22 protein-coding genes are annotated in these 24,378 nt (G+C 72.6%); 6 read left to right on the top strand and 16 right to left on the bottom strand.

Features of this window, described 5'->3' with window-relative positions:
• Window positions 1-44: 44 nt before the first annotated feature.
• On the bottom strand, window positions 45-773 hold the full coding sequence (locus JOF44_RS18520; RefSeq protein WP_209894950.1) for an HAD-IA family hydrolase: 729 nt from the start codon (window positions 771-773) through the stop codon (window positions 45-47).
• Window positions 774-847: 74 nt separating this feature from the next.
• Between JOF44_RS18520 and JOF44_RS18515 the strand changes: the two genes are divergently transcribed.
• Both JOF44_RS18515 and JOF44_RS18510 read left to right on the top strand, forming a co-directional pair.
• Complete coding sequence (locus JOF44_RS18515) at window positions 848-1,630, top strand: AzlC family ABC transporter permease (RefSeq protein ID WP_209894948.1); 783 nt, start codon at window positions 848-850, stop codon at window positions 1,628-1,630.
• Entirely contained in the window at window positions 1,627-1,941 is a 315-nt protein-coding gene (locus JOF44_RS18510) for an AzlD domain-containing protein (RefSeq protein WP_209894946.1), read from the top strand. Before JOF44_RS18515 ends, JOF44_RS18510 begins: the two co-directional genes overlap by 4 nt.
• Before the next feature lie 64 nt (window positions 1,942-2,005).
• On the opposite strand, the gene JOF44_RS18505 is transcribed toward JOF44_RS18510, so the two are convergent.
• The 6 genes from JOF44_RS18505 to JOF44_RS18480 form a co-directional block, all read right to left on the bottom strand.
• A complete protein-coding gene (locus JOF44_RS18505; RefSeq protein WP_209894944.1) occupies window positions 2,006-2,407 on the bottom strand; it encodes a hypothetical protein in 402 nt (133 codons plus the stop codon).
• 14 nt (window positions 2,408-2,421) lie between these two features.
• Complete coding sequence (dapB, locus tag JOF44_RS18500; protein WP_209894942.1) at window positions 2,422-3,189, bottom strand: 4-hydroxy-tetrahydrodipicolinate reductase; 768 nt, start codon at window positions 3,187-3,189, stop codon at window positions 2,422-2,424.
• Between the two features lie 52 nt (window positions 3,190-3,241).
• Entirely contained in the window at window positions 3,242-4,576 is a 1,335-nt protein-coding gene (locus tag JOF44_RS18495) for a M16 family metallopeptidase (RefSeq protein ID WP_209894940.1), read from the bottom strand.
• Window positions 4,577-4,776: 200 nt separating this feature from the next.
• Window positions 4,777-7,044, bottom strand: coding sequence for a polyribonucleotide nucleotidyltransferase (locus JOF44_RS18490; protein WP_209896217.1), 2,268 nt, complete (start codon window positions 7,042-7,044; stop codon window positions 4,777-4,779).
• A gap of 202 nt (window positions 7,045-7,246) precedes the next feature.
• Window positions 7,247-7,516, bottom strand: a complete 270-nt coding sequence (rpsO, locus tag JOF44_RS18485) for a 30S ribosomal protein S15 (RefSeq protein ID WP_209894938.1) — start codon at window positions 7,514-7,516, stop codon at window positions 7,247-7,249.
• A gap of 157 nt (window positions 7,517-7,673) precedes the next feature.
• Window positions 7,674-8,690, bottom strand: coding sequence for a bifunctional riboflavin kinase/FAD synthetase (locus JOF44_RS18480; protein ID WP_209894936.1), 1,017 nt, complete (start codon window positions 8,688-8,690; stop codon window positions 7,674-7,676).
• A gap of 290 nt (window positions 8,691-8,980) precedes the next feature.
• On the opposite strand from JOF44_RS18480, the gene JOF44_RS18475 reads away from it, so the two are divergent.
• Entirely contained in the window at window positions 8,981-10,564 is a 1,584-nt protein-coding gene (locus JOF44_RS18475) for a L,D-transpeptidase family protein (protein ID WP_209894934.1), read from the top strand.
• Between the two features lie 213 nt (window positions 10,565-10,777).
• On the opposite strand, the gene truB is transcribed toward JOF44_RS18475, so the two are convergent.
• The 7 genes from truB to JOF44_RS18440 form a co-directional block, all read right to left on the bottom strand.
• Complete coding sequence (gene truB, locus JOF44_RS18470) at window positions 10,778-11,731, bottom strand: tRNA pseudouridine(55) synthase TruB (protein ID WP_342591843.1); 954 nt, start codon at window positions 11,729-11,731, stop codon at window positions 10,778-10,780.
• Entirely contained in the window at window positions 11,728-12,219 is a 492-nt protein-coding gene (rbfA, locus tag JOF44_RS18465; RefSeq protein ID WP_209894932.1) for a 30S ribosome-binding factor RbfA, read from the bottom strand. The genes truB and rbfA overlap by 4 nt, the downstream gene beginning before the upstream one ends.
• Window positions 12,216-13,319: a TRM11 family SAM-dependent methyltransferase gene (locus tag JOF44_RS18460; protein ID WP_209894931.1), complete on the bottom strand. Its 1,104-nt coding sequence runs from the start codon at window positions 13,317-13,319 to the stop codon at window positions 12,216-12,218. Before JOF44_RS18460 ends, rbfA begins: the two co-directional genes overlap by 4 nt.
• A gap of 61 nt (window positions 13,320-13,380) precedes the next feature.
• Window positions 13,381-16,284, bottom strand: a complete 2,904-nt coding sequence (gene infB / locus JOF44_RS18455; protein ID WP_209894928.1) for a translation initiation factor IF-2 — start codon at window positions 16,282-16,284, stop codon at window positions 13,381-13,383.
• Window positions 16,285-16,379: 95 nt separating this feature from the next.
• Window positions 16,380-16,685 carry a YlxR family protein gene (locus JOF44_RS18450; protein WP_209894926.1) on the bottom strand — a complete coding sequence of 102 codons (306 nt, stop codon included), beginning with the start codon at window positions 16,683-16,685 and terminating at the stop codon, window positions 16,380-16,382.
• 162 nt (window positions 16,686-16,847) lie between these two features.
• On the bottom strand, window positions 16,848-17,855 hold the full coding sequence (nusA, locus tag JOF44_RS18445) for a transcription termination factor NusA (protein WP_209894924.1): 1,008 nt from the start codon (window positions 17,853-17,855) through the stop codon (window positions 16,848-16,850).
• Window position 17,856: 1 nt separating this feature from the next.
• Window positions 17,857-18,465, bottom strand: a complete 609-nt coding sequence (locus JOF44_RS18440) for a ribosome maturation factor RimP (protein ID WP_209894922.1) — start codon at window positions 18,463-18,465, stop codon at window positions 17,857-17,859.
• 130 nt (window positions 18,466-18,595) lie between these two features.
• On the opposite strand from JOF44_RS18440, the gene JOF44_RS18435 reads away from it, so the two are divergent.
• Window positions 18,596-19,687: a DUF4439 domain-containing protein gene (locus JOF44_RS18435; RefSeq protein WP_342591842.1), complete on the top strand. Its 1,092-nt coding sequence runs from the start codon at window positions 18,596-18,598 to the stop codon at window positions 19,685-19,687.
• Between the two features lie 11 nt (window positions 19,688-19,698).
• On the opposite strand, the gene JOF44_RS18430 is transcribed toward JOF44_RS18435, so the two are convergent.
• On the bottom strand, window positions 19,699-21,471 hold the full coding sequence (locus JOF44_RS18430) for a proline--tRNA ligase (RefSeq protein ID WP_209894918.1): 1,773 nt from the start codon (window positions 21,469-21,471) through the stop codon (window positions 19,699-19,701).
• 106 nt (window positions 21,472-21,577) lie between these two features.
• On the opposite strand from JOF44_RS18430, the gene JOF44_RS18425 reads away from it, so the two are divergent.
• Both JOF44_RS18425 and JOF44_RS18420 read left to right on the top strand, forming a co-directional pair.
• A complete protein-coding gene (locus tag JOF44_RS18425; RefSeq protein WP_209894916.1) occupies window positions 21,578-21,892 on the top strand; it encodes a 4a-hydroxytetrahydrobiopterin dehydratase in 315 nt (104 codons plus the stop codon).
• Between the two features lie 130 nt (window positions 21,893-22,022).
• The gene (locus JOF44_RS18420; RefSeq protein ID WP_209894914.1) at window positions 22,023-23,363 is read left to right on the top strand and encodes a hypothetical protein; all 1,341 of its coding nucleotides are present in this window, start codon (window positions 22,023-22,025) and stop codon (window positions 23,361-23,363) included.
• Between the two features lie 16 nt (window positions 23,364-23,379).
• Here the strand turns inward: JOF44_RS18420 and JOF44_RS18415 are convergent, their stop codons facing one another.
• Entirely contained in the window at window positions 23,380-24,222 is an 843-nt protein-coding gene (locus tag JOF44_RS18415; RefSeq protein WP_209894912.1) for a GNAT family N-acetyltransferase, read from the bottom strand.
• Between the last annotated feature and the right edge of the window lie 156 nt (window positions 24,223-24,378).

Genomic DNA, 24,378 nt, shown 5'->3' with positions numbered 1-24,378 from the left:
CTATCAACGCCGTCGGCCCCTCGAGCCCAGGCGCGGCGTGAGGTTCAGCTACCGCGACGGGCCAGCACGAGATCCTCGCCGTCGACGCGGACCTCCAGGTCATCGAGCGAGGTGACCAGGGCGTCCGCCAGCGGGGCCAGCTCCGAGGCCGGCGTGGTGCTCGTCACGGCGACGGTGCGGGCCCCCGCCTCGGTGCCCGAGACCAGGCCGCCGACGGAGTCCTCCAGGACGATGGTCGCCTCCGGCGGGACGCCCAGGCGCTCGGCGCCGAGCAGGTACGGCGCCGGATCCGGCTTGCCGCGCTCGACCTGGTCCGCGGTGACCAGCTGTGCGGGGTCCGCCAGTCCCGTCCGGCCCCAGCGGGCGGCGAACAGCGGCGCGGTGCAGGAGGTGACGATCGCCCAGGTGTCGCGTCCCAGCTGCTGGGCGGCCGCGTCGAGCTCACGCAGGATGCGCTCGGTGCCCGGCAGCGTCACGATGGAGTCCACGTCGGCGATCTCGAGCTGCTCGATGCGCGCATGCGCCGCGTCGAGCTGCTCGGCGTCGAGCTCGGGCAGCAGCTCGGCGAGCACCTGGCGGGCCGGTCGGCCGTGCTGGGCGTGCCCGAACTCGAGGTCGGTGCCGTGCTCGCGCAGCAGGGTGTTCCAGGCCCGCTCCACGGCCGGCCCGGAGTCGATCAGGGTGCCGTCCATGTCCAGCAGGAGCGCCCGGGCGCGCAGCGGGAGCGCAGCGGCGGGCCGGGGCGCGTCGGAGGTGTCCTGGGAGGCCGTCATGGATCTACGATCTCACAGGGCACGGCGGACGCCGCGATGGCGTCCGCCCAGGTGACCGTATTGTGAGGGCCATCATGACCACCGCTTCCCAGCCCGTCGGGCCGAGGCCCCGCGAGGGGACGGACCGGTTGCGCGCCGTGCGCCGCACGGGAATCTCCATCGGGCTCGCGACCGGCCTGTACGGCATCTCCTACGGGGCCCTCGCCACCGCGTCGGGGCTCGACGTCTGGCAGGCGATGGTGCTCTCGGCGGTGATGTTCACCGGCGGCAGCCAGTTCGCCTTCGTCGGGGTGCTCGGCGGGGGCGGATCCGCGCTCGGTGCGGCGCTGGCCGCGCTCCTGCTGGGGGTGCGCAACACCCTGTACGGGCTGGTCCTCGCGCCGTCCCTCCCTCGTCGCGGCTGGAAGGCGTGGGCGCGTGCCCAGCTGACGATCGACGAGTCCGCCGCGCTCGCGGCGACCGGCGCGGACGAGGAGTCGCGGCGGGCGGGATTCTGGTCCGCGGGGGTGTGGGTCTACGTCTTCTGGAACCTGTTCTCGCTGCTCGGCGCCCTCATGGGCCGGCACATCGCCGATCCGGCCGCGTGGGGGCTCGACGCCGCCGCGGCCGCGGCCTTCCTCGCCCTGCTGTGGCCGCGCCTGCGGTCCCGGGACGCGGTCGCGATCGCGGTGGCGGCGGCCTTCGTGGCCCTGGTGACCACTCCGGCGCTGCCGGCCGGTCTGCCGGTGCTGGCGGCGGCTCTGGTGGCGGTCGGCGCCGGTCTGCTCCCCGGGCGCCGGGGTGCGGCGGGGGGCGAGGAGGATGCCGAGAGCGCGGACGACCGCCCGCACCGCACCCGGGAGGAGGAGATCTCATGAGCACGCTGTGGGTCGCGGTGATCGCCGCGTCGGTGCTGTCCTTCGCCCAGAAGTGGGTCGGCTACCAGGCGCCGCCCGACGTGCTCGAGCGTCCGCGGATCGCGCGGATCACCACGATGCTGCCGATCGCCCTGCTGGGGGCGCTGGTCGCGACGCAGGCGGCGACCAGCGGGCCCGAGATCGTGCTCGACGCCCGGGTGGCCGCGCTCGGGGTGGCCGCGGTCCTGCTGATGCTGCGCGCCCCGTTCCTGGTGGTCGTGATCGGTGCGGCCGTCGTCGCGGCGGGTCTGCGGGCCCTCGGGTGGGGCTGAGGGCCGGACGGGACCCGACCCGTCCCCGGTCGGGTCCGGTCACCGGGCCGCTCCCCCGCCGCTCTCAGCCGCGGTGGACGTCGATCGCCTGCCGGGTCGCCCTGCGCGCGCCGGCGCGATCGCGCAGCGCGTCGTAGGCCAGCGCGAGACGGAACCAGGCGGCCCAGTCCTGTTCGCCACCGTCCTGGACCGCGGTCCGGGCGGCCTCGAACTCGGCGCGCGGGTCGTCCTCGACGGCGTCAGGGGGCACCTGATACCGGCGGGCGAGGCCCCCGGCGCGCAGGCCGAAGAGCACTTCCCGCCAGATCACCCAGACGCTCAGCGCCAGCAGGATGACGATGCCGAGGGCGAGCCCGTAGCCCAGGGCGCTGTCGACCTGCACGAAGCCCCAGGCGATCCAGCCCAGGCCCCAGCAGTACGCCGCGGTGATCAGCACCAGCGCGGCGACGAAGATCTTCGCTCGCATCTGCCCGGCCGGTCTCAGCCGAGGTCCATGTAGCCGTCCAGGCCCACGGTGAGCCCGGGGTGCGCGGCGACCTCGCGCACGCCCAGCAGCACCCCGGGCATGAAGCTCGCGCGGTCGAAGGAGTCGTGGCGCAGCTGGAACTGCTCCCCGGGGCCCCCGAACTGGACCACCTCGTGGGCGACCAGGCCGCGCTGACGCACCGCGTGGACGTGGATCCCGTCGACGACCGCGCCGCGGGCGCCATCCGGATCCTTCTCGGTGGCGTCCGGGACGGGGCCCAGGCCGGCGGCGGCACGGCCGCGGCCGATGGCGGCCGCCGTATGGCGGGCGGTGCCGGAGGGTGCGTCGAGCTTGTTCGGATGGTGCATCTCGATCACCTCCGCGCTCTCGTAGTACCGGGCGGCGACCTCGGCGAAGCGCATGGCGAGCACGGCGCCGAGGGCGAAGTTCGGGGCGATCAGCACCCCCACCCCGGCGGCCCCCTCGAGCTGGGTGCGCAGCGGCGCGAGGGACTGCTCGGTCCAGCCGGTGGTGCCGACGACGGCGTGGATGCCGCGGTCGACCAGCCAGCTGACGTTCTCGGCCGTGACGGCCGGGACGGTGAGATCGACGGCGACCTGCGCCCCGGCCTCCGCGACCTTCTCGAGGGGGTCCTCGCGGCTGATCCGGGCCACCAGCTCGAGGTCCGCGGCCTCCTCGACGGCGCGGCACGCCTCGGACCCCATGCGGCCTCCGGCGCCGAGGACGGCGACGCGCAGCGGGATGGTGTCGGTGGGGGTCATGATGCTCTCCTGGATGCTCGAGGTGATCGGTGGTCGGTGGCGGCCGGTGCCCTCAGGCGTCGGGGCCGATCTCGACGCGGGTGCTGAAGGACTCTCCGAGGCGGGCGGCCAGATCGCGCACGGCGGCGACGTCGACGCGGGAGATCTTCGCCAGGGTCTCGTCGACGCTGGTGTATCGCCCGTGGACCAGCTCGATCGTGCCCAGGCGGCCCATGCGGCTGCTGGTGTCCTCGAGCCCGAGGGCGAAGGTCCCGGTGATCTGGCCCTTCGCCCGCGTCAGCTCGTCCTCGCCGATGCCGTCCGCGCCCATCTGCGTGAGCTCTGCGGCGAGCAGCTCGACGACCTGCTCGGTGCGGCCGGGCCGGCAGGCGGCGTACAGGCCGAACAGGCCGACGTCGCGGTAGCCGGCCGTGAAGGAGTACACGGAGTAGGCCAGTCCCCGCTGCTCGCGGATGTTCTGGAACAGGCGGGAGGACATGCCGCCGCCGAGGACGGACATGAGCACCGACAGGGTGTGGCGGTCCTCGCTGACGGCGCTGATGCCCGGCCCGCCGAGGAAGATGTGGTTCTGCTCGGTGGGGCGGACCAGCCGGTGCGGGGAGATCGCGGCGACGTCGGTGGTCAGCGCGGGGCCGGACCCGGCGAGATCAGTGAGGTGCGGCCGTCGACGGGGCAGCTCTCCTGCCTCCAGCTCCCAGCCACCTCGGCGCAGCCCGGTGCTCAGCAGCTCGGCGAGCTCGTCGTGGTCGATGTCGCCGACGGCGGTGACCACCAGGTTCTCGGGACGGTAGTGCTCGCGGTAGTGGGCGCGCACGTCCTCGATGTCCAGAGCGGTGACGCTCTCGGCGGTGCCGCCGACGGGCCGCCCGACGGCGGTGTTCGCGCCGAGCACGTCGGCGAGGTAGGTCTCGTAGCCGACGTCGGTGGGGTCGTCCTCGGCCATCGCGAGCTCTTCGAGGATGACCTCGCGCTCGGTCTCAAGAGCCTCCGGGGTGAGGCGGCTCGCGGTGATCATGTCCGTGAGCACGTCGATGGCCCGGGGCACATCGGAGGAGCGGACGCGACCGAAGTAGAGGGTGTGCTCCTTGGCGGTGACGGCGTTGGAGTCCCCGCCGACCTCGTCGAAGGCGGTGGCGATGTCCATCGCGGTGCGACGCTCGGTGCCCTTGAACAGCAGGTGCTCGAGGGCGTGCGTGGATCCGGCGTGCTCCGGGCGCTCGTCCCGCGAGCCCACCGGCAGCCACAGTCCGATGGACGCGCTGCGCACGCTGTGATCGGTCTGGGTCAGCAGCCGGACCCCACCGGGCAGGATGCTGCGCCGCACGCCGGTGGCGGCATCGAGCATCACGTCGGAGGCGGGATCGTCGTAGGCGAGGAGAGAAGGCATCGATCGATTGTTCCACGCCGGGTGCGATGGTGATCGCGGGATTCGTCACCGGCGGACGTCCGGCGGACGAGGAGTCCGGCGGGGAAACCGGCGGGGAGGCCGATGAGCAGCGCGGTGAGGACGTCCGCACAGCAGGACGGGGAGGCACCGTGCGGCGCCTCCCCGTCCTGCTGTCGGCGGCCCTCAGGTCGCCGTGCGGATCACTCCGCCTCGGAGGAGTCCCCCTCGGCGGGCTTCTCGTCGTCCTCGCTCACGGCCAGGGAGATCTTGCCGCGGGCGTCGATCTCGCGGATCTCGACCTCGAGCTTCTGACCGACCTGGGCGACGTCCTCGACGTTCTCGACCCGCTTGCCGCCGTTCAGCTTGCGCAGCTGGGTGACGTGGAGCAGGCCGTCCTTGCCGGGGGTGAGCGACACGAAGGCGCCGAAGTCGACCACGCGCACCACGGTGCCGAGGTAGCGCTCGCCGACCTCGGGGACCATCGGGTTGGCGATGGCGTTGACCGCGGAGCGGGCGGCCTCGGCCGAGGGGCCGTCGGTCGCGCCGATGTAGACGGTGCCGTCGTCCTCGATGGTGATGTCGGCGCCCGTGTCGTCCTGGATCTGGTTGATCATCTGGCCCTTCGGGCCGATGACCGCACCGATCTTGTCGACCGGGACGGTGACCGCGAGCACGCGGGGAGCGTGCGGGCTCATCTCGTCGGGCGCGTCGATCGCCTCGTGCATCACGCCGAGGATCGCCAGACGCGCCTCCTTGGCCTGCGAGAGGGCGCTGCCCAGCACGGAGGCGGGGATGCCGTCGAGCTTGGTGTCCAGCTGGATCGCCGTGATGAACTCGCTGGTTCCGGCCACCTTGAAGTCCATGTCGCCGAAGGCGTCCTCGGCGCCGAGGATGTCGGTCAGCGCCGCGTAACGAACCTCGGACTCCCCCGCAGTGTTCTCGATGGTGTCCGAGATCAGGCCCATGGCGATGCCGGCGACCGGGGCGCGCAGCGGCACACCGGCGTTCATCAGCGCCAGGGTCGAGGCGCACACGGAGCCCATCGAGGTCGAGCCGTTGGACCCGAGGGCCTCGGAGACCTGACGGATCGCGTAGGGGAACTCCTCGCGGCTGGGCAGCACCGGCACCAGGGCGCGCTCGGCGAGCATGCCGTGGCCGATCTCGCGACGCTTCGGGGAGCCGACGCGTCCGGTCTCACCGGTGGAGTAGGGCGGGAAGTTGTAGTGGTGGAGGTAGCGCTTGTGCCGCACCGGCGACAGCGAATCCAGATGCTGTTCCATCTTGAGCATGTTCAGCGTGGTCACACCCATGATCTGGGTCTCACCGCGCTGGAACAGGGCCGAGCCGTGCACCCGCGGGAGCACCTCGACCTCGGCGGAGAGCGCACGGATGTCCCGCAGACCGCGACCGTCGATGCGCACGCCATCGGTGAGCACCCTCTGGCGCACGACCTGCTTGGACAGGGCACGGAACGCCCCGCCGACCTCCTTCTCGCGGCCCTCGAGCTGCCGACCCTCGCCGGCGAGCTCCTCGGTGACCTCGGCCAGCAGCTGGTCGGTGCGCTCCTCGCGCTCGGTCTTGGCGGCGATCGACATGACCTCCGCGAGCCGATCGGTGGCGGCCGCGGCGACGATCTCGTAGGCGTCGTCCTGGTGGTCCAGGAACAGCGGGAACTCACGGACCGGCTTCGCGGCGGTCGCGGCCAGCTCCTGCTGGGCCACGCACAGGCTGCGGACGAAGACCTTCGCGGCCTCGAGGCCCTCGGCGACGATCTCCTCGGTGGGGGCGATCGCGCCCTGCTCCTTGACGAGGTTCCACGAGTTGTCGGTGGCCTCGGCCTCGACCATCATGATCGCGACGTCGGACTGGTCGCCCTCGCCGACGATGCGGCCGGCGACGACCATGGAGAACACGGCGTCCTCGAGCTGCGAGAAGGTCGGGAACGCGACCCACTGGCCGCCCTGGGCGGTCGGCAGCAGCGCGATGCGCACGGCGCCGATCGGGCCCGAGAAGGGCAGGCCGGAGATCTGGGTGGAGGCGGAGGCGCCGTTGATGCCGACGACGTCGTAGGCGTCGTCCGGGCCGTTGGCCATGACCGTCAGCACGACCTGGACCTCGTTGCGCAGGCCCTTGACGAAGGCGGGGCGCAGCGGGCGGTCGGTGAGACGGGCCGCGAGGATCGCGTCGGTGCTGGGGCGGCCCTCGCGACGGAAGAATGCTCCGGGGATGCGCCCGGCGGCGTACATCCGCTCCTCGACGTCGATCGTGAGCGGGAAGAAGTCGAACTGGTCCTTGGGACGGTTCGAGACGGCGGTGGCCGACAGGATCATGGTGTCGTCGTCGAGGTAGACGGCGACGGCGCCGGCGGCCTGCTGGGCGAGGCGCCCTGTCTCGAAGCGGACCTCGCGGCGGCCGAACGAGCCGTTGTCGATGACCGCGGTGGTGGTGGTGACGTCAGGGCCTTCCATGGCCATGGGATATCTCCTTGTTCCGGGGGTGCCCCTGCCGGTGCGGCCTTCGCCAGTCACGTGCGGTGCGGTCGGGATCGTTCGCATACCGGACCGCAGGTCACTGCCGAGGACCGAACCTGGTCGGGGCGGGGTCTGGTCTCCCGCCGGGAGGCGGGCAGACGCAACCGCCGCCCGCCCTGAGGGCGAGCGGCGGCGGGTGTCAGCGGCGGATGCCGAGGCGCTGGATCAGCGCACGGTACCGCGTGATGTCGGAAGCCTGCAGGTACTTCAGCAGGCGCTTGCGCTGACCGACCATGAGCATCAGACCACGACGCGTGTGGTGGTCGTGCTTGTGGGTCTTCAGGTGCTCGGTCAGGTACTTGATGCGGTGGGTCAGGAGCGCGGCCTGGACCTCGGGCGAGCCGGTGTCGCCCTCGGCGGTCGCGTATTCCTTGATGATCTCCTGCTTGGTGGCGGTGTCGAAGGCCATGGCTCTCCTGGGGTCGTTGCGCGGCGCGCCGGGGCCTGCTGCCCCGGGCTCTCTGGACGAGCGTCGCCCCGTCCACGGCTCACTCGCGTCCAGGACGCGAGCAGGAGGAGGGGCGGACGAACTCTCCGCGGCCGATTTTCACGGCCTGCGCAGGATATCAGTCGGTCATGGCCGGGCGGGAGTGCACCGCCTCGAGAGTGCGGCGCGTCACCTCGACATCACGTTGCATCTCCTCGACCAGGGCATCGATCGAGTCGAAGGTGAGGGTGGGGCGCTGGAAGGCCACGAACTCGAGCCGGACCCGGTCCCCGTAGAGGTCGAGGTCGTGATCATCGTGGACGTAGGCCTCGACGGTCCGTCGCGGAGCGCCGCCCGTCTCGAAGGTCGGGTTCGTCCCGATCGAGATGGTCGCGGGCGCCCCGGTCAGAGGCGAGGTGCCGCTGTGCGCTGGGGCCTGGTCGACGACGGTGAGCAGGCCGGCGTAGACGCCATCGGCGGGGATCAGCCCGTCGGGCGTCGGCCCCAGGTTCGCGGTCGGGAAGCCGAGCTCGCGACCTCGCCGATGGCCGTGGTGGACGATGTCGGTGACGGTGTGCGGACGCCCCAGACCTTCCGCCGCGGTCTCGACGTCACCGGCGAGCAGGCTGTCGCGGATCCGCGAGGAGGAGATGCGTCCGGTGCCCTCCCCCTCCGGTCCGAGGTCCGCGACGGTGACGACCTCGAAGCCGTATCGCCGCCCGAGCTCGCGCATGGTGTCGATGTCCCCCGCGTTCCCCCGCCCGAACAGCGCATCCTCCCCGAGGACCACGCACCGGGCGTGCAGGCCCTCGACGAGGAAGGTCCGCACGAAGTCCTCCGGGGAGTGCTGGGCGAACTCGAGGGTGTACTCCAGATCGAGCACTCCCCCGACCCCGGCCAGCAGCAGGAGGCGGTCGCGGTCGGCGTGCCCGGTGATCAGCGGGGGCTCGGCGACGCCGCGCATGACATGACGCGGATGGGGCCAGAAGGTGAGGGCGACCGGGGTGAGCGAGCGCGCCTCGGCATGCCGCAGCAGCTGGTCGAGGACGAAGCGGTGGCCGCGGTGGATCCCGTCGTAGTTGCCGATGGAGACGGCCGTCGCCCCGAAGTCGGCGGGCACGTCCTGCACGGAGTGCCAGATGGGGGTGCGGGTCACGGCGCGGTCATGTCCTTCCAGGCCGGGTGCGCTGGGGCACCCACGGGTGGCGCGGCGGTCGCGCACGCGATGCGGCGGCGAACACCGGGGAACACTGTAACGCCCGCGGGCTCCCGCTCGGGGATCGCGACGTGACCGAGCTGTGACGAAGGTCGGTGCGGAGGTCATGTCGCCCTGCCCGTCCCTCCGTTACCCTGAAGGGCAAGGCGGCGCCGGGGAGGGACCCCTATGCCCTCCCGCGTTTCATGCGGGGGCTGACACGACAGCCGCTGAGATCGGATCGATGTCTCATGACGAACGTGACCGAGCAGGCCGCGACGGGCGGCCCGTCCCGACCCTCCGGCCGCCACGGCCGTCGACGTGCGCTGATCATCTTGGGCGCCGTCATCGCCGTCCTCGCCGTCGTCCTCACGACCGGCGCGCTCGCCTATGCCAAGCAGTACGAGGGCAAAGCTCTGCCCGGCACCACGGTGCTCGGCCAGGACGTCGCCGGCAAGACTCCGGAGCAGATCGCCGCGCTCGTCGCCGAGCAGGGGAAGTCCGTGACCGTCACGGTCACCGCCGGCGACCAGGAGCACGAGGTCTCGCTCGCCGATCTCGGGGTCACCGTGGATGCCGAGGCCACCGCCCAGGCGGCCGTCGACACCGAGGGGTCCTTCTCGGAGATCGTCTCCTCCACCTGGTCCGGCGAGAATTCGGTCGATCCCGTGGTCAGCGTCGATGAGGCCGCGGTCGCGGACTTCGCCTCCGGGCTCATCCCCGAGGACAAGACCGAGCCGGTCGACGCGAAGGTCTCCTTCGACGAGGACGCCCAGAGCTGGAAGGCGGTCCCCGGCACCAACGGTCAGGGCGTGGACCCGCAGGTCCTGGTGGACTCCGTGACGCAGAAGGCGCCCGCACTGGAGGACTTCAGCGTCGAGCAGCCGATCGAGGAGATCGCCCCGGCGATCACTACCGCGGAGGCCGAGAAGACGGTCGGCGCCGTCTCCTCCCTGCTCGAGCAGCCGATGTCGATCGAAGGGGCCGACGGCGCGACCCACGACGTCTCGCCGGAGCGCCGCAGCGGCTGGCTGTCGGTCGCCCCCGACGACTCCGGCAAGGCCCTGACCGTCTCCGTCGACGAGGATGCGGTGCGCGAGTGGGTCGCCGCTCAGGCCGACCAGGACTCCGTCGAGGTCAAGGACGGCATCGAGCAGGTCGATGAGGACGGCGAGGTCGTCAAGGTCGTCGCCGAGAAGCAGGACGGCCTGAAGATCACCAACTCCGATGCGGTCGCCGACGAGCTGATCGCGGCGCTGAACGGCACCACGCCCCTCGAGGCGGCCTTCGAGACCAAGACGGTCGAGGCCGAGGTCGAGGAGGTCGACGCGCCGTCCACGGACGACGAGAAGAAGGACGAGAAGGACTCCGACAAGAAGGACTCCGAGGAGAAGGCCACGGACGAGAAGGGCACCGACGAGGAGGAGTCCGAGGAGGCCGCGGAGCCCACCGGCGAGAAGTGGATCGACGTCGACCTGACCAACAAGACCGTCACCGCCTACGTCGGCGACACCCCGGTGTGGGGACCCCGCTCGATGGTCGACGGCAAGGAGGGCAATGAGACGCCCACCGGCTCCTACGAGATCTACCTGCGCTACGACCAGCAGGACATGACCAACGCCGCCTACTACCCCGAGGGGCATCCGAAGTACTACCTCACCGAGGACGTGCCCTGGGTGCAGTACTTCCACCGCGGCTACGGCTTCCACGGCGCGCCGTGGCGCTCCTCCTTCGGGTACTCGGGCTCGCACGGCTGCATCAACCTGCCGGTCTCCGATGCCAAGTGGCTGTACGACTGGGCGTCGATGGGCACCCGCGTCGAGGTCCACACCTGATCTCTCGCGCCTGATCCCCGCCCGCGACGGCGGCCCCTCCCGAATTCTCGGGAGGGGCCGCCGATCTCGTAGGGCGGCTCCGCGCCGGGCGGATCCTCCGCCGACGGGGCCGCGGGTGGTGGGACCACCGCCGACGGGGCCGCGGGTGGTGGGACCACCGCCGACGGGGCCGCGAGCGGCGGGACCACCGTCGTTGGTTCCGCTGCGGGCGGGTCAGCTGCGGGCGTCGGCCGGGACCACCAGCACGGGCTGCCAGTGCTCGCCCCGGGGGCGGAGCACGGCGCACAGGACCCCGTCGGGGCCGAGGGCGGCGACGAGCTCGCCCTCCTCGCTCCCGGTGCGCGGGCCGGTTCGCAGACCCGCGGGGGCCGGCAAGGGTTCTGCGCCGCGCGAGATGCGCCGGCCGTCGGCGAGATCGCGGGCTCCCTGCTCGTCGACGTCGAGGGTCGCCAGCACGCGGGCGGCGCTGTCCCCCAGTCCGTGCAGCGGCAGCTCGACGTCGTCGCCCTCGCCGCGGGCAGGGACGGGCGTTCCGTCCGCTGCGGCGAAGGGACCGATGCTGGTGCGGCGCAGGGCCGTGAGATGTCCGCCCACGCCGAGGGCGGCGCCGAGGTCGCGGGCCAGGGCGCGCACGTAGGTTCCCGAGGAGCAGGTGATCACGGCGTCGAGGTCGAGATACGGGCCGTCGGTGCGTCGTGCGGTGAGCTCGAAGCGGGAGATCCGCACGGGGCGTGCGGCGAGCTCGACGTCCTCACCGGCCCGCGCCCGGGCGTAGGCGCGACGGCCGTCGACCTTGATGGCGCTGACGGTGGACGGGACCTGCTCGATGTCACCGCACAGCGAGGTGAGCCGCTCAGCGATCGCGGCGTCCTCCAGCCCGCTCGCATCCACGACCTCGCCGAGCTCCTCGCCCTCCCGATCATCCGTGGTGGTGGCGCGGCCCAGGCGGATCGTGGCCTCGTAGGTCTTGTCCAGGCCCACCAGATGGGTGAGCAGACGGGTGCCCTGCCCGATGCCGAGGATCAGCAGTCCGGTGGCCATCGGATCCAAGGTGCCGGCGTGCCCGACCTTCTTGGTCCCCAGCAGCCAGCGGACCCGGGCGACGACGTCGTGGCTGGTGCGGTCCGGTGCCTTGTCGACCAGCAGGATCCCGTGCGGGGCGCTCACGCCTCCTCGCGACCGCGCCCGTCGATCCCGGCAGGGTCGACGTCGCCGGTCCCGTCGTCGTCCTGCTCCTCGTGCGGGGTGCGGTAGGGGTCGGCCTCCCCGGCGTAGGCGGCACCCTCCTTCGAGCGGGCGAGCTCGGCATCGCGGCCGCGCGCCTCGCTCAGGAGGTCCTCGATGACGCGTGCGTTCTCGGGGATGGCGTCGGCGATGAACTCGAGGGTCGGGGTGAGGCGGACGCCGGTCTGGCGGCCCACCTCGCGGCGCAGCATCCCCGTGGCGCTGACGAGCGCGGCGGCGGTGCCCTCCCGCTCCTCGTCGGTGCCGAAGACGGTGTAGAAGATCGTGGCGTGCTGGAGGTCGCCGGTCACGCGCACATCGGTGATGGTCACGAACCCGAGCCGCGGGTCCTTGACCCGGGTGTCGAGCATGGTCGCGACGATGACCTTGATGCGGTCGGCGAGCTTGAGGGCGCGGGGGTTGTCATTCATGGTCGGTCAGTCTCCTGGTCGGCGTCGAGAGCTGAGAGCTGCTCGAGCTGGGGGTGGTCGGTGGGGACCGCGAGCAGGACGTCGCGGTCGATGGAGCGGTCCACGCGGTGGCGGAAGGCGCCGTCGCGGCTGAGGATCCGGAAGCCGGCGGCGGCGAGCACCTCGTCGGCGGCCTCGTGGTCGAGGGTGCGGCGGTTGACGGCGAGGGCGAGGCCGCCCCCGTCGCGCAGCAGGCGACGCCACCCGTCGGCGGCGGAGCGCAGCACCTCGCGCGCAGATCGCTGCCAGGCGCCGTCGGCGCGGGCGCCGTGCTGGACGCCGTAGGGTAGATCTGCCACCAGGGCGTCGACGGAGCGGGCCGGCAGCAGCTCCCCGAGGCGGGTGGTGTCGCAGCAGAGCATGGTCAGGGATTGACCGCGCCCCGCGCGCAGGGTCTGCTTGTCGGCGGCGAGCTCCACGTCCAGGCGGGGACCGAGACGCTCGCCGTGCACGGTGAGCGCCGTGGCGGAGACGGTGTGCTTGTAGCGGTGGTCGCGCAGCCAGGTGGACAGGAAGGCCCGATAGGCCTCGTGGTCGGTGCGGTCGAGGTCCGCACCCAGCGGGCTGAGGCCGAGCCGCAGCGCCCGGTTCAAGGTGGTGCCTCGTCCGCACAGGGGATCGAGCAGGGACAGCGAGCCGTCGAACAGGCCGGACCGCCGCGTGCTCAGCGCGGCGGCGAGGTTCACCAGCAGCGCGGTGAACTGCTCATTGGTCTTGCCCGGATATTTGAGGATGGTCTCCAGGTCGGCCGGATGGCGGAACAGGTCCGGCGGGTTGCGCGGACGCAGCACAGGGGTCTCGGGATCGTCCTCGACGAGGTCGAGCACCCCGAGCGTCGCCGAGAGCGAGCCCAGCAGGCGAGCGCCCTCGTCGGAGGCGAGCTCGGACGCATGGATCTCCAGGGCGTCCATCCCGCCGATACGGCGCTCGCGCGCCTCCGGGGCGGTGCCGAGATGGGCGCCGAGGACCCAGCGTGCCTCGGCCCGGGCGAGCGGCCCGGCCGCCGCCGTGTAGACCCGGTTGGCCGAGGGGGCGCGGAGGAGGAGGGACGTCGTCTCCATGCGTCGCTCCTCCCCCGCGTCGACGGGTCGGGCGAGCGAGGTCGCCCGACCCGTCATCGGATCAGCTGCGGGGCTTCTCCTGCATCTCGTACGTCGTGATGGTGTCACCGATCTGCAGGTCGTTGAAGGACCCCAGGTTGACACCGCACTCGAAGCCCTCGCGGACCTCGGTCACGTCGTCCTTGTAACGACGCAGCCCGGCGATCTCGAGGTTCTCCGTGATCACCACGCCGTTGCGTGTGATGCGGGCCTTGCCACCGCGCTTGATGAGACCGCCGCGCACGATCGAGCCGGCGATGTTGCCGAACTTCGAGGAGCGGAAGATCTCGCGGATCTCCGCCGAGCCCAGCTCGACCTCCTCGTACTCCGGCTTGAGCATGCCCTTCAGGGCCTGCTCGATCTCATCGATGGCGTTGTAGATCACGCTGTAGTACTTGATCTCCACGCCCTCGCGGTCGGCGTACTGCGCGTTCGGGCCCTCGGCCCGCACGTTGTAGCCGACGATGATCGCGTCCGAGGCGACGGCGAGGTTGATGTTGTTCATCGTGATCGCGCCGACGCCGCGGTCGATGATGCGCAGGTCCACGCCTTCGCCGACGTCGATGCCCAGCAGCGACTCCTCCAGGGCTTCGACCGCACCGGCGGCGTCGCCCTTGAGGATGAGGTTGAGGGTCTCGACCTTGCCCTCGGCCATCGACTTGGTGATGTCCTCGAGGCTGATGCGCTTGCGGGCCTTGGACAGCGACGCGGCACGCTTGGCGGCCTCGCGCTTCTCGGCGATCTGTCGGGCCGTGCGCTCGTCCTGGGCGACCAGGAACGAGTCACCGGCGCCGGGGACCGAGGTCAGGCCGAGCACCTGCACCGGACGGGAGGGACCCGCCTCGGAGACGGTGTCGCCGTTCTCGTCGAGCATCGCGCGGACGCGGCCGTGGCCGACGCCGCACACGATGGCATCGCCGACGTGCAGCGTGCCCTGCTGGACCAGCACCGTGGCGACCGGGCCGCGACCGCGGTCCAGGTTCGCCTCGATGGCCACACCGCGGGCGTCCTTGTCGGCGTTCGCGGTGAGCTCGAGGGCGGCATCCGCGGTCAGCAGGACCGCCTCGAGCAGATCCTCGATGTTCTGGTTCTCCCGGGCGGAGACGTCGACGAACATGGTGTCGCCGCCGTACTCCTCGGCGATCAGGTTGTACTCGGTCAGCTGCTGGCGGATCTTCTGCGGATTCGCATCGGGCTTGTCGATCTTGTTGACCGCGACCACGATCGGCACGTTCGCCGCCTGGACGTGGTTGAGCGCCTCGATGGTCTGCGGCATGACGCCGTCATCGGCGGCGACCACGAGGATCGCGATGTCGGTGACGTCCGCACCACGGGCACGCATGGCGGTGAACGCCTCATGGCCCGGGGTGTCGATGAACGTCAGCGAGCGCTCCTGGCCCTCGTGCTCCACCGGCACCTGATAGGCACCGATGTGCTGCGTGATGCCGCCGGCCTCGCCGGCGCCGACCGTCTCCTTCCGGATCGTGTCCAGCAGGCGGGTCTTGCCGTGGTCGACATGGCCCATGACGGTCACGACGGGCGGGCGCGGAGCACGGTCCTCCTCGTTCTCCTCGGCGAGCTCGGCATCCAGATCGATGTCGAACTGCTCCAGCAGCTCGCGCTCCTCGTCCTCCGGGGAGACGATCTCGATCTTGTAGCCCAGCTCGGTGCCGAGCAGGTCGAAGGTCTCCTCGTCCAGCGACTGCGTGGCCGTGGCCATCTCGCCCATCGCGAACAGCACGGTGATCAGCGAGGCCGGGTTGACGTCGATGCGGTCGGCGAAATCGGTCAGCGAGGCGCCGCGGCGCAGGCGGATCGGGGTGCTGCCGTCACCGCGGGGGATCGAGACGCCACCGGGCGCGGGCGCCTGATGCTGCTGCTCGAACTCCTGACGCTTGGCGCGCTTCGACTTGCGCGAGCGGGCGGGCTTGCCGCCCCGCCCGAAGGCTCCCTGCGTGCTGCCGCGTCCGCCGCGACCGCGGGGACCGCCGCCGGGACGACCGGGGCCGCCCGGACCGCCCCCGCTGGGGCCGGGACGCCCGCCGCGACCGCGACCGCCGCCGGGGCCGCCGCTGGGGCGGGCATCGGCGAGACCGCCGTGCGAGTGCTGTCGCATGATGCCGGGGGTCGGCATCCCGGGGCGGGGACCGCCGGAGCCGGAGCCGGAGCCCTCGCGGGGCGGTCGGCCGGATCCGGACTGGTCGCCGCCCTGGCCCGGCTTGCGGGCACCGGGACGGGGCATGCCCTGCGCACTGGCGAAGGGATTGTTGCCCGGACGGGGGCCGCCGGGGCGCGGACCGCCCTCGCGCGGCGGGCGTCCGCCGTCCTGGCCCTGCTTGCGGGCACCGGGACGGGGCATGCCCTGCGCGCTGGCGAAGGGGTTGTTGCCCGGGCGTGCGCCGCCGGGCTTCGGGGCTGCGGGGCGCTCACCGCCGGGCTTCGGTGCGGTCGGGCGCTCGCCGCCGGGCTTCGGAGCGCCGGAACCGGGCTCCTCGGTCGCCGGGGCGGACTCGGCCGGGGCCTGCGGGGTCTCCGACTGCTCCGGCGCCTCGGCGGCCGGCTTCTCGGATGTCCCGGCGGCCGGCTCCTCGGCGGCCGGGGCGGGGGCGGCGGGCTTCTCCTCGGCCGGAGCCGCGGCCGGGGCGGGCTTCGCTCCCGGCTTCGGCGCGCTGCCGGGCTTGGGGGAGCCGCCGGGCCTGCCGGCCGGGGCGGGCTTGGTCGACCCGCTCGTGCCGGAGGTGCTCTGGGCGGAGGCGTCGTCCCCGCTCTTGGCGGGGAGCTCCTCACGCAGACGGCGGGCGACGGGCGCCTCGATGGTCGAGGAGGCGGAGCGCACGAATTCGCCCATGTCCTGCAGCTTCTGCAGAACGGCCTTGCTGGGGTGTCCGAGCTCCTTGGCGAGCTCGTGGACGCGGACCTTAGCCACATTTCTCCTGTCTCGGTCCGGCCGACAAGAGGGCGCGGACCATCAATTCCTGAGGGTGCTCATGGGTGAGTACTCATCGGATGTCCATGGTTCTTCTACCTGTTCCACGTTCGGGTGAAATCGGGATTCTCGAGGTCCCGGGCCAGGAGCCCGGTGTCGACCGCGCCGCGGAAGGACCGGGCGAAACCGCCCCGCCGCAGGGCGAGGTCGAGACATGACGTGTCGGGGTGGAGCCACGCGCCGCGGCCGACGGCCGATCCGGTGGGATCGGGACGGACCCGCGGGGCGGCGCCGTCGGGAGCGGACTCCCGGACCAGACGCACCAGCTGATCGCGCGGGGACACCTGACGGCACCCGACGCACGTGCGTTCGGGGCGGGAGGCCGAGGAGCGGGTGACCACAGCTCCACCTCCGTTCCGAACGCTTTCGTCGGGGCGGACACAGGACCGCGGACGGTCTGCGGAGCGCCTCGACGAACAGCCTCCCCAGTGTAGCGGACACGCCGCGAGGCTCGCTGCTGCGGGAGGCGTGAGCCACACCTCAGGTCTCCCTGCCCACCTGATCTATGAGTTCGCCTGCGTCCCGTCGACCACCGTGCCGGCGTCGGGGTCCCCCTCGGGGCGGATGTCGATCTTCCAGCCGGTGAGCTTCGCGGCGAGGCGGGCGTTCTGCCCGTCCTTGCCGATCGCGAGCGAGAACTGCGCCTCGGGGACGATCGCGCGCACTGCTCTGCCCACCTCGTCGATCACGGTCACGCTGGACACCTTCGAGGGCGAGAGGGCATTGGCGACGAAGGTCGCGGGGTCCTCGTCGTGGTCGACGATGTCGATCTTCTCCCCCGCCAGCTCGTTCATCACGGCGCGGACGCGCGCGCCCATCGGGCCGATGCACGCTCCCTTGGCGTTGACGCCGGGCACGGTCGCGTGCACCGCCATCTTGGTGCGGTGGCCGGCCTCGCGGGCCAGACCCGTGATCTCGACGGTGCCGTCGGCGACCTCCGGGACCTCGAGGGCGAACAGGCGGCGCACCAGATTCGGGTGGGAGCGCGAGAGCGTGATCTGCGGACCCTTGGGGCCGCGGCGTGCCTCGGTGACGTAGGCACGCAGCCGTCGTCCGTGCGAGTAGTCCTCTCCCGGCACCCGTTCGTGCGGCGGCAGGACGGCCTCGACCTCCCCGAGGTCCACCATCACCATGCGCGGATCGCGGCCCTGCTGGATGATCCCCGAGACGATGTCGTCGGCCCGGTCGGCGTACTCGCCGAGCACCGCGTCGTCCTCGAGGTCGCGGATGCGCTGGAAGATCACCTGCCGCGCCGTGGAGGCCGCCACCCGCCCGAAGTTCTCGGGGGTGTCGTCCCACTGCTCGAGGACGGTGCCGTCCCCGTCGCGCTCCCGGGCGATGACCGCGACCTCGCCGGTGGACTCGTCGATGATCACCTCGGAGTCCCGCACCGGATGGTCGGTGTGCAGGTAGGCGGCGTGCAGAGCCGAGCGGATGGCGTCCAGCAGGACGGGCAGGCGGATGTCGCGCTCGCGCTCGAGGGCCCGCAGGGCACCCATGTCGATGTCCATCTCAGCTCTCCTTCGTCGTGGCAGTGGGGTCCGATGCGGTGCTCTCGGCGTCAGCGATCAGCTGCGCGAGGTCGGCGGGCGGGTCGAACTCGATCTCCACCCGGGCGGAGACGATATCGGCCCGCGGGATCTCGAGTCTCTCGGGGGTGCCCGCCGGCCGACGGCGGGGGCGGCCGCGGTCGTCGCGCCCGGGCTCCTGGCGCAGCAGGAGCACGTCACCGGCGGTGAGACCGAGCAGGCGGGCCCGGTACCGGGTGTCGTCGGCGACGGTCAGGTCCAGCAACCGGCCCCGGGAGCGGCGGAAGTGCCGGGCGGCGGTGAGCTCGCGCTCCACCCCGGGGGTGGTGATCTCGAGGACGACGGGGTCCGGTCCCAGCAGGGAGTCATCCGCGTCGATCCGTGCGCTCAGCTCCCGCGAGGCGGTGGTGACGGTGTCGAGATCGGCGCTGCCCAGGCTGTCCTCGGGCAGGTCCACGACCAGTCGCACCTCCGGGCGCGTGCGGGGACCCGCCACCACGATCTCCTCGAGCACGAGGCCATGGGGGGTCAGGATCTCGCTCGCCGCGTCCCGCAGGGCGGTGTGTGCCGGATGATCGTCAGGATCGCTCATCGCTCGCTCACCTCCTCCTGCCTATGAATGCTTGTGCTCACCGGGGGCGATGCCCCGGCGGTGTGCCCCCAGGATAGTGGCCCCGGGCCGCAGGTGCCTCCTCGGGGGGTCCCGATGCGAGAATCCTCCTGTGCACCGTCCCGCTCGCCCGTCCTTCCCGGCCCGCCTGGTCAGCCGACGCCGTCTGCTGACCGTGGGCACGATCGGCGTGCTCGCGCTGCCCGCCGCGCTGACCGGCTGCGGCCCGATCCGCCTGGGCGGACCCGCGCCGTACACGCCCCCTCCCCCGGGGATCGACGATCTCTACCGCTCGGACCTGCTGACGCTGCTCGCCCGGGCCGAGGCCGGGCGGGGCAGGGTGGCTCAGGAGGCGGATGCCGGGGACGCGGCATCCTCCGCCCTGACGGCGGCGCTCGCGGATCTCGCCGAGACCCTGCCCGTCCAGCGCACAGCGCTGCTGACCGGAGCGCAGTACGAGCGGGAGCAGGAGGCGGCGTCGGATCCCGCGATGCCCACCTCCCCGCCGCCCCCGGACGCGCCCGAGGACGCGGCGGGACTGGTCGCCGTGCTCGGGCAGCTGCGGGAGACCGCGGCCGACGCCGCCCGCCAGGTCTCCGGATCCCTCGCCCGACCGGTGGTCGCGATCGCCGCCCGCACCGCCTGGAGCGTGCACGTCCTGCACCAGGCCGCGCACGCCGGCGAGGTGCGCGACCTGCGCACGAGCGAGGAGATCCGGCCGCGCCGCGAGGTGCCCGCGACGGATCCTCCGTCGGTCGGGGCGGAGACGGACTACCACTCCACGCTCGAGCAGGCGCAGCAGACGGAGTGGTACACCGGATATGTCCACGAGGTGCTGGCCGCGCGCACCGGCGGTGACGCGCGCGAGGGGCACCTCGTCCTCCGTGACCGGCACCGGCAGCGGGCAGAGACCCTCGCGACGTTCGCCGAGGAGGACGGCGCCCCCGTGGTGCCGCGGCAGGCGGTCTACGCGCTGCCGGACGGCGCACTCGAGGAGGGGTCCGCCTCTCGTCTGCCTGCGCAGCTGGCCCGCTCCCTGCTGGTCGACCACGTCGCCCTGGTCGGGGCGGCGCCGTTCGCCCGCCGCCCCCTGTCCATCGTCGCCGCGATGCAGGAGGCGGAGACGCTGGTGGGCCGCGCCGAGCAGATGCGGCCGCTGCCGAGCCTGGAGGTCGAGGACCCGCCGCCCGGCGACGGGGACTGAGCGCGCCGGGGTCAGCCGGCGCGGACCGCCGTGAGCACGACCTCGACCGCTTCCTGGGGCGGGACCTCGTCGATCGCTCCGCTCGCACGGTCGCGGACCTCGACGACACCGGTCGTCAGTCCCTTGCCGACCACTACGGAGGTGGGCACGCCGAGCAGCTCGGCATCGGTGAACTTCACGCCCGGGGAGACCTTCGGACGGTCGTCGTAGAGCACCTCGAGGCCCCGGGCCTGGAGCTCGGAGGCGATCCGCTCTGCCTCGTCGTACACCTCCTGGCCCTTGCCGGTGGCCATGATGTGCACGTCGGCCGGGGCGATCCGGCGGGGCCACACCAGGCCCTTGTCGTCATGGTTCAGCTCGGCGATCGCGGCCACCGCGCGGGTGACCCCGATCCCGTAGGACCCCATGGTCACCACGACGGACTTGCCGTTGACGTCGAGCACCCGCAGGTCCAGCGCCGCGGCGTACTTCCGGCCGAGCTGGAAGATGTGCCCCATCTCCATGCCGCGGGTCAGATGCAGGGGGCCGGAGCCGTCAGGGGCGGGATCGCCCTCGCGCACCTCGGCGGCCTCGAGGTACCCGTCCGGGGTGAAGTCCCGCCCGGGCACCACATCGATCGTGTGCACGTCCGGCGCCAGACCGCCGACGACCCAGCGGGTCCCGTCGGCCGCCCGCGGATCGATCAGCACCTTGACCCCCGAGGCGGAGTCCTCGCCCAGCCCGACCGGACCGATGAACCCCTTGGTGAGCGCGGGGTGCGCCGCGAAGTCCTCCTCCGTGAACGGCACGGCGACGGCCGGGGCGAGGGCGGCCTCGAGCCGCTTGGGATCGGCGTCGCGATCTCCCGGGATCATCACCAGCAGCGGCTGGGTCGAGCCGTCGGGGTGGTGGAGCATGTACACCAGCGCCTTGAGGGTGTCGGTCCGCTGCCAGTCCCGGCCGTCCTCGCGCGGCTCGTGGATGTTGAGGTGGTCCACGAGGCTCGCGATGGTGCCGGTGCCGGGCGTGGTGACGTCCCGGGCGGGCGGCAGCGCGGCCATCGCCGCGGCGTCCAGCGGCGCGGGGCCGATGGTGGTGACGGCCTCGACGTTCGCGGCGTAGCCGCCGTCGGAGACCACGAAGGTGTCCTCGCCGACGGGGGTGGGGTGGAGGAACTCCTCGGAGCGGGATCCGCCCATCGCCCCGGCGTCGGCCCGGCAGATCACGGTGGGCAGTCCGAGCCGGTCGAAGGTGCGCTGGTAGGCGCCGCGCTGGTTCTCGTAGGAGACGTCCAGCCCGGCGTCGTCCACATCGAAGGAGTAGGCGTCCTTCATGATGAACTCCCGCGTGCGCAGCAGGCCCGCCCGGGGCCGCGCCTCGTCGCGGAACTTGGTCTGGATCTGATACAGCATCGTCGGCAGATCCTTGTAGGAGTTGAAGAGGTCCTTCACCGTCAGGGTGAACATCTCCTCGTGGGTGGGAGCGAGGAGATAATCGCCCTCCCGGCGGTCCTGCAGCCGGAACAGCGTGGGGCCGTACTCCTGCCAGCGTCCGGTCGCCTCATAGGGCTCGCGCGGCTGCAGCGCGGAGAAGACCAGCTCCTGGCCACCGATGCGGTCCTGCTCCTCGCGCACGATCTGTTCGACCTTGCGCAGCACCTTCAGTCCGAGCGGCAGCCAGGTGTAGACCCCCGGGGCGCTGCGGCGGATGTAGCCGGCGCGCACGAGCAGCCGGTGGCTGGCGACCTCGGCGTCGGCCGGGTCCTCCCGCAGGGTGCGGACGAACGACGACGACATACGGATCATGGCGGGGCGGCCTCTCATCGTGGGCAGGAGTCTGGGGAGGATCCTATCGGCGAACCGACCGGTGCGTGCCCTTCCGCCCGCCGCGCCCCGGTGGCAGGGTGGCGGCATGAGCGAGAACACCACCGTCCTCACCCCTGCCGAGATCGCCGCCGCCGACCTCGCCGACTTCGCCCCGCCGACCCCGGTGCTCGCGGCCCGGTACCGCACGAAGGATTTCGCCTCCGCGCTGGTCCTGGTGGACCAGATCGGGGCAGCCGCCGAGGAGGCGAATCATCACCCCGACCTGACCCTCGCCTATGGCTCCGTGGGCGTCACCCTGACCAGCCATGACGTCGGCGGGATCACGCAGCGGGACCTCGCGATGGCGCGGCGGATCAGCGAGCTGGCCGCTGCCGCCGGGGCGGTCGCCGAGAACGACTGACCGGCCCCCACCCGCCCCGGGCGCGTCACCGGTCCCGCAGTACCCTGGAGGGATGCACCGGCCAGGACATCAGCAGTCGCCGTGCTCCTCCGTCCCGGAGGTCTCGACGGGGACGGAGGAGGGCGATGCCGTGCCCGCGTCCCCGTCCCGCCGGCGCGTGCTGCGCGGCGCCGGGACGCTGGCCGTCCTCGGCGCGGCCGGGACCGGGGCCTATACGCTCCGCCGGCGGTTCTCGCCCCCGGTCGATCCCCGCACCGTCGTCCCCCTGTTCTCGGCCACGGTGGCCTACGACGCCTCCGAGACCCGACAGCTGATCGAGGCCGACGGGACCGGGACCGGCACGGACTCCCTGGATCCCGGGACCCGGCTGCTGAGCGCAGTTCCCGACACGGCGGCGGTCCGTGGACGCGCTGCGGAATTCCTGGCCGGCACCGCCCGGTGGACGGACGCTCTCGCCGAGGGCTCCGGGGCTCTCTCCTCCCGCCCCGCGCTGCGCGAGCTCGCCTCCTCGGCGCTGGCCGACCTGTGGGTGCTCACCGACGACCTGCCCGCCCCGGTCGCGGGCTGGAGTCGCAACTGGCGCTTCATCTGGCCGCGCGACGCGGCCTTCGCCGCGGTGGCCCTCGCCCGCATCGGGCACCCGGACCGAGCCCTGGACGTCCTGACGCATCTCGAGTCCCTGCAGGCGGGCGACGGCTGGTACGAGGCCCGCTACGTCCCCGGGACGGATCGGGCGCCCGATGACCGCGCCCGCCAGTTCGACGGGACCGGTCTGGTGCTCTGGGCCGCCGCCGAGGTGGTGGCCACCGCGCCCCGGGAGCGGCGCGCAGCGGTCAGAGGCCGCTTGGCCGGGCTGATCAGCACCTCCCAGCAGGTGCTGCTGGCCTCGACCGGGGACGGCACGGTGATGCCGCCGGTCTCCCCCGATTACTGGGAGGTCCATGAGCGCTCCGTGACGCTCGGGATCATGGCGACCACGCTCGCGGGGCTGCGGGCGGGGGCGGAGCTGACCGGCGGAGATCGCGCCCGTCGCGCCGCCGAGGCGTTCAGGTCCCTGCTGACGGAGACCTTCGGGGCGCACGGCTATCAGCGCCACCGGCGCGGCGGCGGCGCCGACTCGGCCCTGGCGTTCCTGGACGCCACCGGCTGCCACGGAATCGCCTCGGCCGATCAGCTGCTCTCCCTGCGCCAGGAGCTCGCCCGTCCGGCCGGAGGGATCGCCCCCGGCGCGTCCTGGAAGGCCGACGGGATCAGCTGGACGCCGTCGACCAGCCTGCTCGCCCTCGCCCTCGCCCGCTCCGGGCGGACGACGGAGGCCGTGGAGCTCCTGCTCTGGCTCGCCCAGCACCGCACCGAGGCCGGATCGCTGCCCGAGAAGGTGCTCTTCGACGGGCGACCCGCCGCGGTCGCGCCGCTGGCCTGGACGGCGGCGAACGTGCTGCTGGCGCTGGATGCGCTGAACGAGGACTGAGCGGAGCGGAAGCCGGTCAGAACAGGATCGTGGAGAGCTCCCCGACCTGGTGGAAGCCGGAGGCGGCGTAGGCCCGTCGGGCCGGTTCGTTGAAGTCGTTGACGTAGAGGGAGACCTGCGGGGCGTGATCGCGGCGCACCTGCCGCACCAGGTCCGCCATGGCGGTGCGCCCCAGGCCGTGTCCGCGGTGGTCGGGCCGCACCCATACCCCGTGGATCTGGGCGACCGGGCCGAACAGCGAGCCGACGTCGGCCTTGAACAGCACCTGGCCGTCCTCGATGACGATGTAGGTGCGGCCACGTCGGATCAGCTCCTTGATCCGGGACCGATAGGAGCGCCCGCCGTCGCCCAGCAGCGGATCGATGCCGACCTCCTCCCGGAACATCGCGACGGCGGCCGGGAAGACGGCGTTCTCCTCCTCGGGCAGCGCGGGCCGCAGCCGGGACGTTCCGGCGCTCCCGGCGTCACCGGCCAGCAGCAGCGGCTGGCTCCAGCGATACTCGCGCACGCCCCCGCCCCAGGAGTCGGCCAGCGGCTCCCACAGCGTCTCGATCGCTCGGCGCCGGCCCACCACCGAGCTGGCCCGGCGGGAGCGTGCGGCCATGTGGCGGCCGAAGTCGCCCAGGGCCTCCTCGGTCGCCGACAGCGGCGAGAGGTTCACCCCGTGCCACAGCAGACCGTCGGGGTCCTTCTCGTCGCCGGCGTAGGAGAACTCCTGGGAGACGGCGGGATGGCGCCCGACCTCCCGCAGTCGAGCACCCGCGAGAGCGTTGGCCACCGGGTCCCGCAGGGCGTGCGTGAGCGCGGCATCGAGACCGCTGGGTCGGACCGGTCGGATCCGGCCACCGCGCCGGAACATCGCCCTCAGCCTGCGGAGACCGAGGCGGAGCCGGGAGCGGCGACCACCTCGCCCTCCGGGTCGGCGGGGGGACACGGAGCCGCGAGCCGCGCGGTCGACGCGGCTGGGATGCCCGGGCTCACAGAGGTCACGCTCCCATTATGGACGTCCCGTCCC

The organism is Brachybacterium fresconis, from assembly GCF_017876515.1.
Taxonomy (GTDB): domain Bacteria; phylum Actinomycetota; class Actinomycetes; order Actinomycetales; family Dermabacteraceae; genus Brachybacterium; species Brachybacterium fresconis.
The sequence above is the reverse complement of the archived record's forward strand: the minus strand, read 5'-3'. Positions and strand labels throughout refer to the sequence as shown.

Excerpts from the sequence above, each read along its gene's own strand:
- JOF44_RS18520 (WP_209894950.1), bottom strand. The coding sequence starts at position 773 with ATGACGGCCTCCCAGGACACCTCCGACGCGCCCCGGCCCGCCGCTGCG.
- JOF44_RS18515 (WP_209894948.1), top strand. The coding sequence starts at position 848 with ATGACCACCGCTTCCCAGCCCGTCGGGCCGAGGCCCCGCGAGGGGACG.
- JOF44_RS18510 (WP_209894946.1), top strand. The coding sequence starts at position 1,627 with ATGAGCACGCTGTGGGTCGCGGTGATCGCCGCGTCGGTGCTGTCCTTC.
- JOF44_RS18505 (WP_209894944.1), bottom strand. The coding sequence starts at position 2,407 with ATGCGAGCGAAGATCTTCGTCGCCGCGCTGGTGCTGATCACCGCGGCG.
- dapB (WP_209894942.1), bottom strand. The coding sequence starts at position 3,189 with ATGACCCCCACCGACACCATCCCGCTGCGCGTCGCCGTCCTCGGCGCC.
- JOF44_RS18495 (WP_209894940.1), bottom strand. The coding sequence starts at position 4,576 with ATGCCTTCTCTCCTCGCCTACGACGATCCCGCCTCCGACGTGATGCTC.
- JOF44_RS18490 (WP_209896217.1), bottom strand. The coding sequence starts at position 7,044 with ATGGAAGGCCCTGACGTCACCACCACCACCGCGGTCATCGACAACGGC.
- rpsO (WP_209894938.1), bottom strand. The coding sequence starts at position 7,516 with ATGGCCTTCGACACCGCCACCAAGCAGGAGATCATCAAGGAATACGCG.
- JOF44_RS18475 (WP_209894934.1), top strand. The coding sequence starts at position 8,981 with ATGACGAACGTGACCGAGCAGGCCGCGACGGGCGGCCCGTCCCGACCC.
- rbfA (WP_209894932.1), bottom strand. The coding sequence starts at position 12,219 with ATGAATGACAACCCCCGCGCCCTCAAGCTCGCCGACCGCATCAAGGTC.
- JOF44_RS18460 (WP_209894931.1), bottom strand. The coding sequence starts at position 13,319 with ATGGAGACGACGTCCCTCCTCCTCCGCGCCCCCTCGGCCAACCGGGTC.
- nusA (WP_209894924.1), bottom strand. The coding sequence starts at position 17,855 with ATGGACATCGACATGGGTGCCCTGCGGGCCCTCGAGCGCGAGCGCGAC.
- JOF44_RS18440 (WP_209894922.1), bottom strand. The coding sequence starts at position 18,465 with ATGAGCGATCCTGACGATCATCCGGCACACACCGCCCTGCGGGACGCG.
- JOF44_RS18430 (WP_209894918.1), bottom strand. The coding sequence starts at position 21,471 with ATGATCCGTATGTCGTCGTCGTTCGTCCGCACCCTGCGGGAGGACCCG.
- JOF44_RS18425 (WP_209894916.1), top strand. The coding sequence starts at position 21,578 with ATGAGCGAGAACACCACCGTCCTCACCCCTGCCGAGATCGCCGCCGCC.
- JOF44_RS18415 (WP_209894912.1), bottom strand. The coding sequence starts at position 24,222 with ATGTTCCGGCGCGGTGGCCGGATCCGACCGGTCCGACCCAGCGGTCTC.